This is a genomic window from Heliobacterium chlorum (assembly GCF_014502795.1).
Classification (GTDB): Bacteria; Bacillota; Desulfitobacteriia; order Heliobacteriales; family Heliobacteriaceae; genus Heliobacterium; species Heliobacterium chlorum.
Map to the genome: position 1 here is coordinate 606,655 of NZ_JACVHF010000001.1, position 16,847 is coordinate 623,501.

At 42.4% G+C, this 16,847-nt stretch carries 11 protein-coding genes, 1 rRNA gene and 1 pseudogene; 9 read left to right on the top strand and 4 right to left on the bottom strand.

The window, feature by feature from the left end:
• Nucleotides 1-221: 221 nt before the first annotated feature.
• Complete coding sequence (locus H1S01_RS02905; RefSeq protein ID WP_188038570.1) at nt 222-1,811, top strand: thiamine pyrophosphate-binding protein; 1,590 nt, start codon at nt 222-224, stop codon at nt 1,809-1,811.
• A 71-nt stretch (nt 1,812-1,882) separates the two neighbouring features.
• Here the strand turns inward: H1S01_RS02905 and H1S01_RS02910 are convergent, their stop codons facing one another.
• Nucleotides 1,883-2,539 carry a dienelactone hydrolase family protein gene (locus H1S01_RS02910; RefSeq protein ID WP_188038571.1) on the bottom strand — a complete coding sequence of 219 codons (657 nt, stop codon included), beginning with the start codon at nt 2,537-2,539 and terminating at the stop codon, nt 1,883-1,885.
• Nucleotides 2,540-2,803: 264 nt separating this feature from the next.
• Between H1S01_RS02910 and H1S01_RS22235 the strand changes: the two genes are divergently transcribed.
• The 7 genes from H1S01_RS22235 to H1S01_RS02945 all read left to right on the top strand — a co-directional run bounded on the left by H1S01_RS22235 (nt 2,804) and on the right by H1S01_RS02945 (nt 13,652).
• Entirely contained in the window at nt 2,804-3,781 is a 978-nt protein-coding gene (locus H1S01_RS22235) for a polysaccharide deacetylase family protein (RefSeq protein ID WP_188038572.1), read from the top strand.
• 23 nt (nt 3,782-3,804) lie between these two features.
• On the top strand, nt 3,805-4,371 hold the full coding sequence (locus H1S01_RS02920; RefSeq protein ID WP_188038573.1) for a hypothetical protein: 567 nt from the start codon (nt 3,805-3,807) through the stop codon (nt 4,369-4,371).
• Nucleotides 4,372-4,656: 285 nt separating this feature from the next.
• Nucleotides 4,657-6,381, top strand: coding sequence for a putative bifunctional diguanylate cyclase/phosphodiesterase (locus tag H1S01_RS02925; RefSeq protein WP_188038574.1), 1,725 nt, complete (start codon nt 4,657-4,659; stop codon nt 6,379-6,381).
• Nucleotides 6,382-6,571: 190 nt separating this feature from the next.
• The gene (locus H1S01_RS21120; RefSeq protein WP_207732126.1) at nt 6,572-8,086 is read left to right on the top strand and encodes a DUF92 domain-containing protein; all 1,515 of its coding nucleotides are present in this window, start codon (nt 6,572-6,574) and stop codon (nt 8,084-8,086) included.
• Nucleotides 8,087-8,525: 439 nt separating this feature from the next.
• Entirely contained in the window at nt 8,526-10,748 is a 2,223-nt protein-coding gene (locus tag H1S01_RS02935; protein WP_188038575.1) for a hypothetical protein, read from the top strand.
• A 277-nt stretch (nt 10,749-11,025) separates the two neighbouring features.
• Nucleotides 11,026-13,128 (top strand): methyl-accepting chemotaxis protein, encoded by a 2,103-nt coding sequence (locus H1S01_RS02940; RefSeq protein WP_188038576.1) that lies wholly within the window; start codon nt 11,026-11,028, stop codon nt 13,126-13,128.
• A 176-nt stretch (nt 13,129-13,304) separates the two neighbouring features.
• Nucleotides 13,305-13,652, top strand: coding sequence for a cupin domain-containing protein (locus tag H1S01_RS02945; RefSeq protein ID WP_423751911.1), 348 nt, complete (start codon nt 13,305-13,307; stop codon nt 13,650-13,652).
• A 20-nt stretch (nt 13,653-13,672) separates the two neighbouring features.
• Here H1S01_RS02945 and H1S01_RS22240 read toward each other — a convergent pair whose 3' ends face one another.
• The 3 genes and pseudogenes from H1S01_RS22240 to H1S01_RS22465 all read right to left on the bottom strand — a co-directional run bounded on the left by H1S01_RS22240 (nt 13,673) and on the right by H1S01_RS22465 (nt 16,013).
• Complete coding sequence (locus H1S01_RS22240; RefSeq protein WP_341479021.1) at nt 13,673-14,209, bottom strand: methyltransferase domain-containing protein; 537 nt, start codon at nt 14,207-14,209, stop codon at nt 13,673-13,675.
• 24 nt (nt 14,210-14,233) lie between these two features.
• Nucleotides 14,234-14,977, bottom strand: coding sequence for an alpha/beta fold hydrolase (locus H1S01_RS02955; RefSeq protein ID WP_341479014.1), 744 nt, complete (start codon nt 14,975-14,977; stop codon nt 14,234-14,236).
• Nucleotides 14,974-16,013 (bottom strand): annotated as a pseudogene (locus tag H1S01_RS22465) (aminotransferase class I/II-fold pyridoxal phosphate-dependent enzyme). The gene H1S01_RS02955 and the pseudogene H1S01_RS22465 overlap by 4 nt, the downstream one beginning before the upstream one ends.
• Before the next feature lie 492 nt (nt 16,014-16,505).
• Between H1S01_RS22465 and H1S01_RS02965 the strand changes: the two are divergent.
• Nucleotides 16,506-16,847: ribosomal RNA gene (locus tag H1S01_RS02965) — 16S ribosomal RNA — on the top strand; the annotation flags it as partial.

Sequence of the window (16,847 nt, forward strand, 5' to 3'; positions counted from 1 at the left end):
AAGCTGCTTTTCCTCCAGGGCTGGTTGGTTTGCTCGCTTCCAAAAAATATATATGCACCTCCTGACATTTATCTACATTCTAAATTCCCTAGCATTTAAAAACTTTTTCGGCCAATATCATAACCGCTCTATATTATGCGATGGCAAAAGAATTGCCCCTTCTAAAATCACAGAAGGACGAACATAATACCCTTGAGATATTTCAAAAGGGGCTATTATAAATGGAAACAGTCGCACAGCTGATTCTGAAGGTTCTGTCGTCTTTGGGGACAAAGCGCATCTACGGGTTGCCAGGTGATGCCATTTTACCGCTGATGGATGCCATTTCGAAGCAAGATGCCATCCGTTTTATCGGCACGGCTCATGAAATGGGGGCAGCCTTTATGGCTTGTGGAGAGGCACGGGTAACAGGATTGCCGGCTGTATGTATAGCAACAGAAGGCCCTGGTGCTTTGAACTTAGTGAATGGCGTGGCCGACGCCTATCGCGACGGTATTCCCCTTTTAGTGTTGACGGGGCAAGTGGAAACTGGAAAGCTGTATAGCAATGCGAAGCAATACATCGATCAGCAAGCCCTTTTTCTTCCGATCACCGGAATGACCACTCTGTTTACTCGTCCAGAGTCAGTGGTCGATGTCATTAAGGTGGCTTGGCAAAAAGCTATAGGTGACAGTATCCCATGCCACATCTCCAGCCCAAAAGATATCCTGCTCAGCCCCGCACCGGTGGCCGAGCTGCCAACCATCAGTCCATTGGCGCCTCCGTCCATTGACGGGGATATTTCGTCAATCGTCGCTCTGTTAGAGGCCAGCGAACGTCCGATAATTATCGCTGGAAAGCTTGCATACTCTTTTAAAGAAAAGGTATATCGTCTTGCTGAACAATTAGGGGCTGGGATCATTCCCGGACAAGGCGCCCGGGGCGTTTTTTCCGCCCAAGATCAAAGAGTCTTATCTGGATTGGGAGAAGCCCACATTCCACCGATTCTCCGGGAAGCGGATTGCATCATCTTTATCGGTTCCAGCCCCTATGAGCACCCGTTTATCCCGAAAGAGGTTCCGGTGATCCAAATTGAGCAGCGTCTGCAACTGGTAGACCATTCGTTACGTCCCATCTACGCGGTGGGAGATATACAGTCAATCCTAGGCAAGCTTCTCGAGCGGTCGGTTGGTAAAAATCCCAACCTCGAATGGCAAGAGAAGCTTCAAGCCTCCCAAAAAAGCTTTCTAGATATCATCGAGGCTGAAAAAGGTGATGCGGGGAGGGGTAATTCTATTTCTGTCCGTCAGTTTTTTTCATTGTTGAATCAAATGCTGCCTCAAGAATCGATCATAGCTTTGGATATCGGCGAATTTACTCATTGGTTTGATCGGGCTTTCTTGAGCCGGGGACAACAAGTGATCATCTCCGAGTATTGGCGCTGCATGGGAGCGGGCCTGCCCTTCGGTTTGGGCGCCCAGTTAGCATGTCCGGAGAAAAGAGTCTTTGTGTTAACCGGGGAAGGAGGCCTCTTAGTGACGCTTCAGGAAATGGTGACAGCCGTACGGTATTCTTTACCGGTGATCGTGATCATTTTGAATAACGGGCAGTATGCCTTGGAAAAGCACAAGATGCAGAAAGCTGCTATGGAGCCTTTTGGAGTGGATGTCTATTCTCCGGATTTTGCAGGTATTGCATCTGCTTGTGGAGCTCTGGGTCTAAGAGTGAAAAGACCGGAAGAACTGAGATCGACCTTGGAGAGGGCGTTTCAAAGTAACCGCTTCACGGTTGTAGATATCCTTGTGGATGAATCGGTGCCTATGTTTCTATAATGTACACAGTCCGAATTCGACTCCAATCATAGAGCGTACATGAATAAACAGGTGAGTAAAGTTAAAGAACTTTACTCACCTGTCTTTTTTAAATACCGGGTAAACCAATCCACAGCAAGGCGAGCCGCTTCTTCAAGGGTACCTGGCTCCTCAAATAGATGGGATGCTCCGGGAACAATCACCAACTCCTTTTGCGATTTAAGTTTGTCATAGGCAACCTGGTTAAGTTCAATGACAACGTCATCATCTCCACCAACGATCAGCAATGTCGGTGATTGGACTAGACCGAGATCAGGTTCAGCCAAGTCGGGGCGTCCCCCTCGAGAAACGACAGCGGCGATAGACTCCCCCAAAGAGGCAGCCGCTTTCAATGCAGCTGCGGCCCCTGTGCTGGCGCCGAAGTAACCAATCGGTAACCCCTTTGTCATCCTTTGCTCCTTAAACCAACGGGTCGTTACACAAAGTCGATGGACAAGAAGTTCGATATCAAAACGGCGTTCATAAACAGCGTCTTCTTCTTCAGTTAATAAGTCGATCAGAAGTGTGCCTAATCCTGCTGATTGCAGTTGCTTTGCCACGAAATTATTTCTTGGGCTGTGGCGACTACTGCCGCTTCCGTGGGCGAAGATCACCAGACCTTGAGCATCATTAGATAAACCCAGGGAGCCTTCTAGAGAGACCGAATCGACAGGGACGTAGATGATTTGTTCAGAAAAGCTTTTGCTCATGAAAGAACCTCCCATCTAAGAACGATCAAAGATAGTGTTCCAGAGTCATCCCGTCTAAATTCTTTAAGACTTGTCGTCAACCCTGATCCGTGAGACCTCCGTTTCCGGCAGGAATAAGGGGGTCTTTTTCTTTCAGAACGTCTTTGGACGTGCAATTCATGTGGTGTAAAAAATTAACAAGAAAATAGTTTTCTTTTTCAAGCAACTTTTTCACGTCCCTTAAATATAGCTTAGTGTATATGTGGAAAAATGAGGGATTAATCTGTGGAAAGAGAACCGTTACTTAGTGAAGAGGCCAAAGAACAAAGGGGTTCTGGACAAGAAAAAGAGCAAAACCGGTATAAACAACTGTTGAAACGATTTCAACAAATTCAGCCGATTCTCCTAACGCTAATGATCCTAGCGATCATCGGTCTCTCCGTATTTTTGGTGAACGAAAAGATGAATGTTCAACGGCTGCAAAGCAGCAATTCGGATTTTCGTAAACAAATTCAAGCTCTGCAAGTCCACGACAACTTGGTCATCGAAAAGATGCAACGAATCTACAGGGAAAATGAAAACTTTCAACTAAGGTATGGACCGATTCCCGCCCGTGGAGGGAATGCCGATTATCCCATGAAGCCGAAAACGGTTTATCTTACCTTTGATGACGGCCCCAGTGAAATTACGCCTGCCATCTTAGATGTATTGGCTCAACATAACGTGAAAGCGACCTTCTTTGTTACCGGTAATGAAACTCCTTTTGGCAAAGAGATGTACCGTCGTATTGTGAAGGAAGGTCACGCAATCGGGAACCATACCTTTAGCCATAAATACGGCCTTATCTATGCTTCAGGCGACCGCTTTATGGATGAAGTGAAGCGTCTCGATGGACTCATCGCCCAGGAAACAGGAGTACATACGGATATTCTGCGGTTTCCAGGCGGGTCAAACTTCAACGGAACATTAGGAATCGACTTTATGCGTCAACTGTCACGACGATGTATAGATGAGGGCTATGATTATTTTGACTGGAATGTCGATTCGAAAGACTCTGAGAAACCAGTACAGAGCAAAGAGACCATCACCAGTTCTGTGAAAGAACAAGTGTCCAACAAAAACACCGCCGTTATCTTGTTTCACGACCTATCTGCCAAGAAAACCACTGTTGAGGCCTTGCCTGAGATCATCGAACACCTGAAATCGCAAGGCTTTACCTTTGAAGTGCTGCGCAAAGGCGCATACTCTGTGAAATTCATTTAGGAAATAGAGGGGAGATGGCGCGAATGAGATCCAGTAGTAAATCCGCTATGTTCCTTCTCTTGCTAAGTTTGCCTTCGCTCACAAGCGCTTGTGCTCTGACCACGGATATTCCTTCTCTTCCGACGGTACAAGAAGCAGAGCAAGTCCCTCAAAAAACAACAACCAGCAAAATCGTCACAATCGATTTGAAGAACGAGTCTATTGCTGGTATCGCCCCCAAGATGAGCGAAAAAGAGTTTCAAGCCAAAAGCCCCCCATCAGAACTAAAGGTGGAAAAGGTGAAGGAACAAGACAAGTTGATCCTGTACCGTTTTGACGACGGATTGAACGTGGGATTGCGTAAAAAAAGTCCCGAAGAGCCCCTTACGGTCGAAGCGATATTTATCGAGTCGGGAGCATATGGGACAGCAAAGGGTATCAAACTGGGAATGGACGAATCAGAGGTACTTGCCGTTTATGGTGAACCTTCTGTGAAACAAAGCAACTCCGATGGGACCTGGTGGTGTTATTATTCTCAGGATGGTATAGAGCTTTCTTTTGTGTTAAATTCCGAAAAAGTAAAAAAGATATACCTTCAAACAGGGGCATAGACAAGAGGAAAAAGCAAGGCCGATTACAGGACCTTGCTTTTGTTTAGTCAAAATTCAAAAGAAATAGAACGATTGTATATAGTTAAAAATTTCCCATTGTGTTATAATTATTTTGAAAAAATACAAGACGATCGGATTGGGTATTTTTAATTTTAGGCTTAGCGGCAATATACATTAACAAATTGGGCTTATAGTAGATTATTGACTGCAATTAATAACATATACATTCCTGGATTATACTTACATCGCTGAAGAATCAGTATTTCTGCTAAAATTGTGGGCCATTTGAGCATAGGCGTCCGACAGAAGGAGGGGAGGGCCCTGTCAGAAATTGAGCAAAAGTATAAATCTCTCTTAGAAAACTCCCATGATCTAGTCTATATCTTATCCCCTGAAGGAGAAATTATTGAAGTATCGCCAAATCTATTTGAACATACAGGCTATCGTTCTTCTGAATTGCTTCATCAGCCTGTGGAACGATTAATTCATCCTCTGGACCAACCGATTTTTCGATCGTTTATGGATAAGGTAGTACAAGTCGGCTCCTTTACACAAGGGTTAGATCACCGGATATGTCTCAAAGAGGGCCGTACGAAGTGGTACACCACCAAATTAGCTCTGGTTGAAAACGAAGATGGCCCTTCCATCTTCATGGGTGTTACAAAAGACATCAGCGAATTAAAAGAAACAGAATTCCATCTAAAGCATCTGGCAACCCATGATTATCTGACAGGCGTTCCGAATCGATACTTCTTTGAAGGGGCCCTTTCTCGTGCCCGCGAGAAAGTCAAAGAGGGCGGCGAGTACTATTCCCTGTTGCTCGTTGATGTGGATAAATTCAACTTGGTAAACGACCTGCTGGATCATGACATTGGCGATAAACTGCTCGTGAACTTGGCTCGTCTCCTGAAAGGCAATGTTAGCATAAATGATGTGGTAGCTCGACTCAGCGGGGATGAGTTTGCGATCCTCTTAAAAGGGGTACGGGAGCAAAAGGCAGAGCAATTGGCCATTGAACTTTGCAATAAAGTCAAACAAAAAGACTTATGCCCCGTGTTAGAAGCTTGCGATCTACGATTTACCATCAGCATCGGTGTTGTCGAAATTGATGGCTATCACGATGTCCGTCAAATCTTAAGCCGCGCTGGAGCAGCTTTGTATATGGCTAAGTCGGCGGGACGAAGCCAAGTCATTGTGGCGTATGCGAACGAGCGATTGTTTTCTCGCCTAGAAGAAACGAGCCGTCTCATTAAACTGATCAAGGGAGCCGATCGGGAAGGGCGGTTCCAGCTTTTCTTCATGCCTGTTGTCCGCAGCAGTGACGGGGAGATCGCTCACTATGAAGCGCTCCTTCGACTTCAAGACGGAGATGGTAAAATTATCTCTCCGGCCACGTTTATACCGGTAGCAGAAAGCTTTGGACTCATGGGGGATATTGAACGGTGGGTCGTATCGGAAGCGGTACGTTTTTTAGAGAAGAATCCATTGTTGAGTATTTTCGTGAACTTGTCCGGTGAAAGCTTAAGCGATCGCGACCTCCTAACATTTATAGAAGAATCAGTAGAAAACAATCCAGCTGTTCATGGGCGGCTGGGCTTTGAGATCACTGAAACGGCAGCCGTCAATGACCTTTTGTCAGCGGAGCAATGGATCCAAAAACTGCGCAATAAGGGTTGTCGTTTTGCCCTGGATGACTTTGGGAGCGGCTATTCCTCCTTTGCCTACTTAGGCAAACTGCAGGTGGATTACATTAAAATTGACGGATCCTTCATCCGGGCTATCGATCAGGACCCAGCTCGCTGTGCCTTGGTAAAAGGGATCAATGAGCTGGTACATTCCCTTGGCAAAGTCACGATCAGTGAGTATGTAGAAAACGAGCAGATCTGGAACCTGATTCGAGAGATGGGCGTTGAATACGGTCAAGGATATTTTTTGGGCACGCCTTCTCCGGTCCCTCAGGAAATGATGAGTCATTCGACGATAAGTGACTTGGTAGGTAATCGAAAGTAATTCATACGAACGGAAAAGCCCTTGGTCAATGAATAGGATATATTTGTTGACCACAGGGTTTTTTCTATTTTTGACCACCAGTTATCGTCGTAATTTACATGGACAGTGCGCTGTGATACCATAATAAAGAATTATTTTCCTCTATTAGAGACCGATGGATGATAAACCTTTTGATGAATGGAGTTTGACAATGACTCAAAACGATATCGTTGGGTTGATTCTTTCCTATGCCTACGTGGCGGCGTTGATCATCATCGCCACTTTGACTCAAAAGTGGAGAGGGTACCAGACGGAGTTTACTCGCAAAATCATCCATATTGGTGCAGGTATGTGGATCGTTGGGGCGGTAGCAATTTTTGACCATTGGTATATCGGAATCATACCCATCTCAACATTTATCGTGATGAATTATATTAGCAACCGGAAGCGACTCATCGACGCGATGGATTTAGCCGGTGACACTGCAGGTACGGTCTATTTCCCACTTGCCGTTACCGTGCTGTTGTTGATCTTCTGGCCTCGTGATCAGGTCTACATCGCAGTAGCAGGGACGATGGCCATGACGTGGGGAGACGCTTTCGCCGCGATCATCGGAAAGACCTATGGCAAAAAAAGCTACACAGTCCAAGGCCATCGACGTACTTTTGAAGGAAGTACCGCTATGTTTGCCTTTAGTTTTCTAGCGATTGCCCTAACTCTTTTGCTGATGAAAGCTGAATTAGGTCTGGAAAAAATCGTCCTATCCAGTGTTCTGCTCGCCATCATAGCGGTTATACTGGAAGCATTTTCGCTGAAAGGGATGGACAACTTAACCGTGCCCTTTGGAACTAGTTTTTCTCTTTGGGCACTCATAAGCTGGGATGTTAACTTTTCTATGATTTTTTTAGGACTGATCATGAGTGCTCTTATCGGCGTAGTTGCCTATCGAAAAAAGTCTCTCTCTGAGAGTGGCGTTGCCGGAGCGATGTTGGTAGGGACGCTTATTTTCGGTTTTGGTGGATGGGTTTGGGGGTTAACCTTGATCGCCTTTTTTGTCTATGGGTCTCTCCTGTCTAAGTATAAAGAAGTCGAGAAAAACCTAGTCGCTGCCGAGAAGTTCGATAAAGGAAGCCGACGGGATTTCGGTCAGGCTCTCGCCAACGGCGGGGTCGGTGCCGTTCTTGCAGTGCTATTCTTCGTATATCCATCTCAAGAATGGCTTTTTGCTGCGTTCATTGGAACCATGGCTACCGTAAACGCTGACACATGGGCGACAGAAATCGGCGTGCTCAGTAAGCATCCCCCGCGATTTATCCTTAATGGTAAACCGGTGCCCCCTGGGACGAGTGGAGGGATTACTCCAATAGGGACATTGGCTACAATTTTGGGCGGATTGTTAATCGGAATCACGGTCTGGGTTCTACAGAGCCTCTTTTCGCTGCTGAGTACCGGTCACGCAGATCTCCTATCCCAACTCTGGATGATCCCTGCCGGCACAGCCGGCGGTTTGGCGGGATCGCTTTTTGACAGCCTCTTAGGCGCTACAGTGCAGGCCATGTACATCAATCCCGAAACAGGGAAGGAGACCGAAAAGAAGGTGGCCCGTAACGGGGTCAAGAACCGCTTTAGCCGAGGGCTGCCTTTTATGGATAATGATTTGGTGAACTTTGTTAGTTCTATTTTCGGAGCGGGAGTTGCGGTAGTAATATCGATGTTATTTAAATGACAAATAACAGTAAAACCATTTGAAAACAAGTAGGCAGGAAGAAATGATTCAGAGTGAAAATGGTCAATTTGCAATCAATAATTTTTTTAATAAATTTTAATAATAAAATAATGTTAATAAATCAAATCATGAGCTTACACAACCTATAAGTAAAAATACTTATAGGTTTTTTATTTCAATTTATAAAATCAAATTATTGCAAACGAACTATTGTTAGAAGGAATTAATTTTCTAAGACTTAACCTCTTGACAGATGTTTCTGGTTAATATAAGTTAATATTGGAAATAAAAAACTTCGCAAAAAATGATTACAAGTAAATAAATTGGTCTCGTGAAGCAGTACTTGTCTTGGATTCATAATTAAGTTAGAAAGTAATAAATAGATTTGTATCTAAAAGAATTAAATCATAAAAATATTTAAAAAACAAAGGAGATTTTCATGAAGATTGAAGTTATGGAATCGAATAATGTTGATTGCTATTATGATGTCGGGCTTGGATCATTCTTAGGACCTAAAGCCGAAAACCGTGAAATATTAGTAGATTACATTAATAAAGTCCTGGACACTATTATTTCAGATGGTGTTGATAACGGAAGACTTAGATTTCATACAGATGACCCGTTATATATTAGCAAAAAGAAAAAAATGTCCAAACAATACAAAATGGAAATTGATAAGATAGGAACTAATTTAACCAGGCTCTTAGAATATTTAAGAGATTATTCTGTTCCATTTTATAGTATGAGATATCAGGACAACATGATCGGAGATACCACAATACCCTCCATGTTGGGTTATTTTGCTGGAATGCTACAAAATCCTAACAACGTAACGCCAGAACTTGCTCCAGCTACTACCAAAATCGAAATGATAGTAGCAAAAGATATATGTAATATGATAGCTTTTCCTATGGATAAAGATCCCTGGGGGCATTTAACTTGCGATGGGACAATAGCAAACATAGAAGCAATTTGGTCTACACGAGAAGTAAAATGTCTCCCTATTGGAATTAAACAGGCTTTAATAAACGATTTAGATTTTGAGTTTGCCAAGGATCTTATAGTCACTCAACCAAATGGTACTAATAGAAGACTTGTTGAATTAAACAATTGGGAATTAATAAATTTAACGACAGATGAAATATTAAACATACCAAAAAATATGTCGGAAATGCTTAAAAATTCGACATATAAGGAACTAAATGAAGATGCAATGTGGAAAATATTAACATCGAGGTATTCTTTAAATTCTATTGGAATTGTTGAATTTACTAAACAATATCTATTAGACATGGGCACTCCAGCGATTGCGGTTCCTTCAACAAAGCAATATTCTTTGGCTAAAGCTCCTGCGCTTTTAGGCATTGGAAGAGGTGTACCAGGAGGAACTTTCCAACAAAGTGGACTTCTCAATATTTATGTCGATAACGACGCAAGGATGGACGTAGTTCACCTTAAGCACATGATTGACAAGTGTATACAAATTAAGAAACCGGTTCTTTCCGTTGTAGTTGTCATTGGAAGCACCCAAGAAAGTGTAGTAGATCCATTGAATTTAGTTTTAAAGCTTAGAGAAGATTACCGTCGGAAAGAGAATATAGATTTTAATATTCACGTAGACGCAGCTTTTGGAGGATATGGTCTTTCGGCGATTCGACTACCATATAATATATCTTGGCCCCAAGAGTGTATTAATGAAGAGAATTCGAATCAGAAACCGTTTCTTCAAGACACTTCTGAGATACCTTTAAGTGAGTATGTTATTGACCAATATAAGAAGATTAGAGAGGTTGATTCTGTAACCATTGACCCTCACAAATGGGGTTATATGCCCTATGGAGCCGGGAGTTTATCTTATCGCAACGGGAAAATGATTAAGCTTCTTAATATTAAGGCCCCTTATATTGGCGGTTCAACAAAGCTTGATAAAACAATAGGAACGAGTGGCGTAGAAGGATCAAAGCCCGGTGCTACAGCAGCAGCGGTTTTTTTAAGTCATAGCGTTGTTAGACCGGACATAAGCGGACATGGGAAAATAATATTAAGAAGTCTATTAAATGCTAAATTATTTTGGATTTTACTTAGGAAACTACAGAGCAACAAGGAATCTTTTATTGTAGTAACCATCCCTATGTTATCCGAAGAAGACAATAAAACTATATTTAATAATATTTGTGAAAGCCTATTGCGTATTCCTCTCAGAGATATAATGAAAAATAAACATTTAAGAGAGTGTATGAAGCAAATAGGACCTGACTTGAATATCATTCCGTATGCCTTTAACTTTGTTAAAAAAGATGGAACTATTAACACTGATGTAAACATGTTCAACCGTTTTAATGATCTTATTTTTGAGCATCTTTCTGTTACTTATCAAGAGAAAATATATGATGTTGAATTGATTATCAATAAAACCACGTTGTATAGAGCTGAATACGGGGGGAGATTTATCGAACCATATGCCAAATATCTGGGGCTCTTAGATATTCAACACATTAGAGAATTAAGATTTCTTCGTTCAGTAATAATGGGTCATTGGTACGCTGATGAGTTTGAACTAGAAGAAAAGCCTTGTAATTACTATACAGATATTTTAATTCCTACACTAAAAAACACTGTATTAAAATGTGTCGAGTACATAAGGGAAGAAATGGACAATTGATTAATAATCTACAAGTGTCATTTGTATAATATCTATACCTAAAAAATAATAATTGAAAATTTAATATAAAGACAAAAACCGTCCCTAAAAAATTTCGAATCCGGATGGCTTATTTAAAAATTTTATATAGAAAATAAAGATAAAAAGTTAATTCAAAAAGATATTCATGATACGTATTAGGAGATGGAGGGAATTTTTAAAAATACATCTTAAACTAGAAAAGGGTGCTACGTCAAAGGAATCACAGGTGGATCTTATAATAAGGGGGGGGCATATTATGTTAGAACGATTGAAAAAAGGGAGTTTAGCAAATCGTTTCGTAGTTGTAACCCTAATGGGGGTCATATTCTTTGGTTCAGTTCTGTTAGGAATAATTCTTTTTCTCTCGTATGAAAAGGGTCTTGAAGATGCAAACAACGTATCAATGTTAGAAGGTCGACATCAAGCAGCGGAGATTAAAGATAAGTTCACTGCCATACAAAATATAACTTCTACTGTTGGCGACGCCGTTATGGTCGCTAGAGAAGGAAAAATACCACGTTCTAATGTAGTTGCTATTTACGTACATTCATTGAAATCAAACCCACAAGTTACTGGGATTGGAGGTATATTTGAATCTAATTCATACGACGGACAGGATAATTTATACGCTGGAACCGGTGGCTATCATGATAATACAGGTAGATTTGTTGCTTACGCTGCTCGTGATAATAACGGAAATATTGAACTAACCCCCAGTGTCGGATATGAAACGGAATTATACTATTCCCTACCCAAAAAAACAGGTAAGGCTGTTCTTACGGAACCTTATGTTTATCCTGTTAATGGGGTAGATACTCTAATGGTCACATATTCTTATCCACTAAAGGAAAACGAAAAGTTTATTGGGATGATTGGCTTAGATACCGCACTGTCTACGGTACAGGAAATTGTAAACTCTATTAGGCCTATGGGTGGATTTGCGACTTTAATTTCTCCCGGAGGATTATACGCTGCTAATGGACATAACTCTGATATAATCGGAAAAAACTTTTCAGAATATCATGGAAATACGCCAATTCTTGATAAACTTAAGGAGGGAAAGGAATTTGTTATTGAAGACAATATAGACGGTATTTCCGGTTCGGCATTAAGAACATTTATTCCGTTTCAGTTAGATGAGTCAGGTCAAAATTGGTACCTAGAAGTAATAATTCCAAAATCTCAAGCGCTAAAGCAATTTTATTCTGTATTTGAGTGGTCAATCGGTATAGGTCTTATTTGCTTAATATCCATGGCGTTTTCTGTAATTTGGATTACGAACCGAAGCGTATTGCCACTAACTTATCTTGAAAATAAACTAATAACTGCTGAGGCTGACGGCGATTTAACCTGCAACTTTGAGATTAATGGAAACGACGAAATATCTCGTGCGTCCAATGCCTTAAACCGTTTCTTTAATTCATTAAGAAAAAGTATTGCAGGAGTTTCTTACGAAGCACAACGTGTTATGGAAATCGGAAATGCAATACATATAGCATCTTTACAATCTGATGAAGCAGGAATGTTGATGGCACGGGATATCAATGGGGTTGCAGAAGGAGCATCCAGGCAAGTCACATTGCTTAGCACAATTCAATCCATGTGTGAAACTGCCTCGTCGTTAGTGGGAACAAGTATCCACCGAGCGTCAGAGAGTCTTGAACAGGCTATGCATAGTTCGAGAATAGCTAATGAAGGGCATATAGCGATGTCATCTGCAGTTGAAGAAGTGCATACTGTTAATATAAGCATGACGGATGTTGGAAGCGCCGTTGAGACGCTAGGAAATCGAATCGGAGAAATAGATAACTTAATGACAGCAGTGGAGGGAATTGCTTCACAAACGAATCTTCTAGCTTTAAACGCCGCAATTGAAGCTGCCCGTGCAGGAGAACATGGACGAGGGTTTGCGGTTGTTGCCGAGGAAGTAAGAAAATTAGCCGATGAATCTGCAAGTGCAGCTAAACAGGTAACCACGGTAATCAAACAAATTCTTCAAGAAGCTAATGCTGTCTCATTAACCGTCGAAAAAAACCGTGTTCAATATTCTACATTAGTTAAATCAATTCATTGTGGAAGCGAGTTTCTTACCCAAATTACTAAAGAGGCGAATAAATTGGAAACTAATGCCTCGATACTAAAGGATGATCTTGATAAAGTCTCGAAAGTGACCCGAGAGATATTAGGGGCGACTCAAGAAATATCGTCGATTTCAAATAAATTGGCTAGTAAAGCAGAAGGTACTGCGTCGGTAGCAGAAGAGCACGCAGCATCAGTAGCAGATATAAACGAGTCATCCACAAATTTGGTTTCTGTTGGAAAAGAGCTATTAAAAGGTATTGAACAGTTTAAAGTATAGCTGAACTCAAAAAGCAATCCTAATATTCAGGTTTAGGATTGCTTCATTTTTTACACCGGATCATCGCTTTTTAGTCGCTTTGGTAAAAAGTTATTTCTATAATATGTGAAAATTGCTCAGAATGTTTTAAAATTAGATAGAAATTCAATATTCAAATTTTGAAAAGGAGTGGTGCTGTGTTTTTGTCTCATACTAAGAAAATCCAGTTTAAAACCCTTAACGGTCTTGGAATTGTTTGTGCTAGAAAACAATCCTTAGTGGGCCCTGAGCAAGGCTGGGACGGCTGGGTCATGCGCCAATTTACCCTTGGTCAGGACGGACAAACACCAAAGCATAGCCATCCATGGCCACACATCAACTATATTCTTAGCGGGAAAGGAACCCTTTTTTTAGACGGCAAAGAGCAGGCTGTTGAATCGGGTTCGGTAGCGTACATACCCGGTGATGAGGAGCATCAGTTTCGTAACGTCGGGGATGAGGACTTTGTTTTTATCTGTATTGTTCCTGAAGAAGGGGATAAATAGCGGATTCATTCGTCGGTTTGCTATTTGAACTTTTTACAGACGGAAACAAACAGCGGATGATATGTACAATAAACTCCCAGTTCATCTTGAAAGTGTTTTTCGTAGATAGACTGCATATCTAGCAGTGTTCGACGTTGGTATTGTAAAGGACCGTTACTAGCGTCGCTTTCACCAGTTCTTCGAATCGAGTATAGAAAATCCTTTACTCCTGCGAAGTGTTGTCGAAACAATGATTCTTCCAGAGTGATCTCGTTAAAACCCGCTTTCTTGCTCCAGTCAACCCATAAATCCCCATCGGCATAAGCAAGTCCTTTTCGCCGATAGGGGATTTTATTTTTTTCAGAGGCCATTATCATAGAGTGGTGTAATTCCCTTAGCGTTTTTGCACCGAATGTAGAGAATAGCATCCATCGATTTGGCTTAATTAAAGCCGATAGGTTCTGTAAGGTTCTCGCTGGTTCGTTAAACCATTGAAAAGTGGCATTAGAGACAATAAGGCCGAAAAGAGGAGGTAACGGTTGATTCTCAGAAGGTTGCGAAAAAGGAGATTCTATGATTCGGTTTTCCGAAGTTTCGTTGGATCAATTGCTGGCCCACTTTAGACAAGCCTCCTTTTTCGTTAAAAGTGGGTGATGACCGCAACCGGGTATTAGATGAATGTCGTCTTCGTTCAGTGTGGGTAGGATTTTTTTCATCAACTGAATCCCTTGGGGAGGACAAATAGTATCGTCTAACCCGTTAATGATGCATACTTTCGCACTGACTTCAGAAAGTATGTGTCGAACATCAAATTGTTCTAAGTATTTGAGACCGGCCATCAGTGAAGGAAGTGGAAGTCCGACAAACTCCCGTTGGGCTTGATCTTCAAACTTGTCAAGATAGCCTTGGATTAGTTCTGTTGAAGAATACATTTCTCTGTAAAAGCCCTTAATTGTTTTAGAAGGATTACGGGAAAGATCCCGTAGTATTTTTCGTAAGAGGGAAGGGGGCATACCGAGGTATTCATTGTCGGAAATAAATTTTGGTGCAGCCGAAATGAGGATGAGACTATTAACCCGTTTTGGGTAAAGTATGGCCAACTCAACGGCAACCATAGCCCCGAGAGACCATCCGGCGATGTCTATAATCCTTCCAGGATATTGCTCAAGCATGGCCGCTGCATATTGTATATAGTCTGCCGACTGAACACAGTTTTGGAAATCGACGAACGCTATTTCATATTGACGCTGAAAATAGATCTCCCACTCGCTCCAAATAGCTTTTTCCATCGACCATCCCGGGATGAGCAGTAAAACCGAATTCGGGTGATCTGTCATGCTCATCATTCAACTACTCCCAATTCTCTGCCGACGGAAGTGATACGAGATATAGCCCATTGCAGGTCTTCTTGACGATGGGCTGCCGTTACGCTGATGCGTAACCGAGCCGTATTCGTCGGTACCGAAGGGGGGCGTATGGCCACGGCCAGAATACCTTCGTTTTCAAGTCGCTTGCTGAAGGTAAGGACGGTTTCGTTGTTCCCGACCATAACGGGGATGATCTGGCTTTGAGTGGATAAGGTATTAAACCCTTTTTGACGCAGTCCCTGATTTAGAAATCGACTGTTTTCAAAGAGTTTTTCTCGTAGCTTTCTCGATTGAGCAACCACTTCGAGTGAAGCCTAAGTACAGCCGGATGAAGGCCCGTTGTAAAGATGAGACTTCGTGAACGGTTGATGAAAAAGTCGACCCATTGTTCTTTCGCCGCTACGTAAGCACCATAGATACCATAGGCTTTGCTGAATGTGCCCATTTGAATCTCCACACGGTCTTGTAGGCCTAATGCATGGACAAGTCTGTTTCCATCTGTTCCAAAAAGTCCGCTGCTATGGGCTTCGTCAACCATCAAAAATCGCGCCGTATTTTTCCTTCAATTCAACAATCTCATTTAAAAATCGCCATCCATACTAAAAACACTTTCCGTAACGATCAAAGTCTTGCCAGAGCAAGGTTTTTGTAATAATTTCTCAAGATGGTCTAAATCATTGTGGCGGTAGCGATGATGTTCTGCTCGGCTTAAGTGAATAGCATCCAATATACTTGCGTGACACAATTTATCACTGATGACTCGATCGTCTTTTCCGAATAGTGCGATGATAATGCCTAAATTGGCCAAAAAAACGCTGCCGAAGACGAGCGCTTTTTCTGTCCCTTTGAGGGCGGCGATTTGCTGCTCCACTTGTTCATAGAGAAGATGGTTCCCCACAACTAGTCGTGATGAAGTAGCACCGCAACCATATTGATCAATACTTTCTTGCATTCGTTCTTTAATATGTACATGATCAGCAAGGCCTAAGTAATCGTTTGACGATAAGTTCAACAACCTTCTTCCGTCTATAGTTATCCAGGGCTTTTCTTCAGCGGTTACCGTTCGCAGTTGCCGGAAGAGGTCCTTATCTTTAAGTTGATCCAGTGATTTCTCGATAAAATCTCAGTGGTATACACGATTAGCTCCTTTCTTTGTTTCGCTGGGTATTTGTAAACTAATAACAAGTTAACGAGTTTACAAATCGATGACAACAGTTCTTTTATCAAAAGCAAAATGGAAGAAAATAATAGTTGCCAAGAGGCTGTTGTTGTGTAATAATAGTCAACGTCGCCGCTGCGGTGGGGAAATAGCCGAGAGCGAAGACACTGGTCCTTGAAAATCAAACAGTTGTTAAAGCAAAGCGTGCGAAACTAAAGTCTATTCGGCCCACGTAAGCGGGATGGATGGACAACTTCTTGAAGGTCGTTGGTCTTCTCCTAGTAAGATGCCTCGACTTGATAGATTACTTTAATCAATAAGAGCTTGACTCAAGCTTATCTACAATATTTTGTGGAGAGTTTGATCCTGGCTCAGGACGAACGCTGGCGGCATGCCTAACACATGCAAGTCGAACGGAGAGCGGAAGTTTCGATGGAAGCTCTTAGTGGCGGACGGGTGAGTAACGCGTGGATAACCTGCCTGAGAGTGGGGGATAACAGCCCGAAAGGGCTGCTAATACCGCATAACGTTCCTGGAGGACATCCTCTGGGAACCAAAGGAGCAATCCGCTCTTGGATGGGTCCGCGTCCGATTAGCTAGTTGGTGAGGTAACAGCTCACCAAGGCGACGATCGGTAGCCGGCCTGAGAGGGTGAACGGCCACACTGGGACTGAGACACGGCCCAGACTC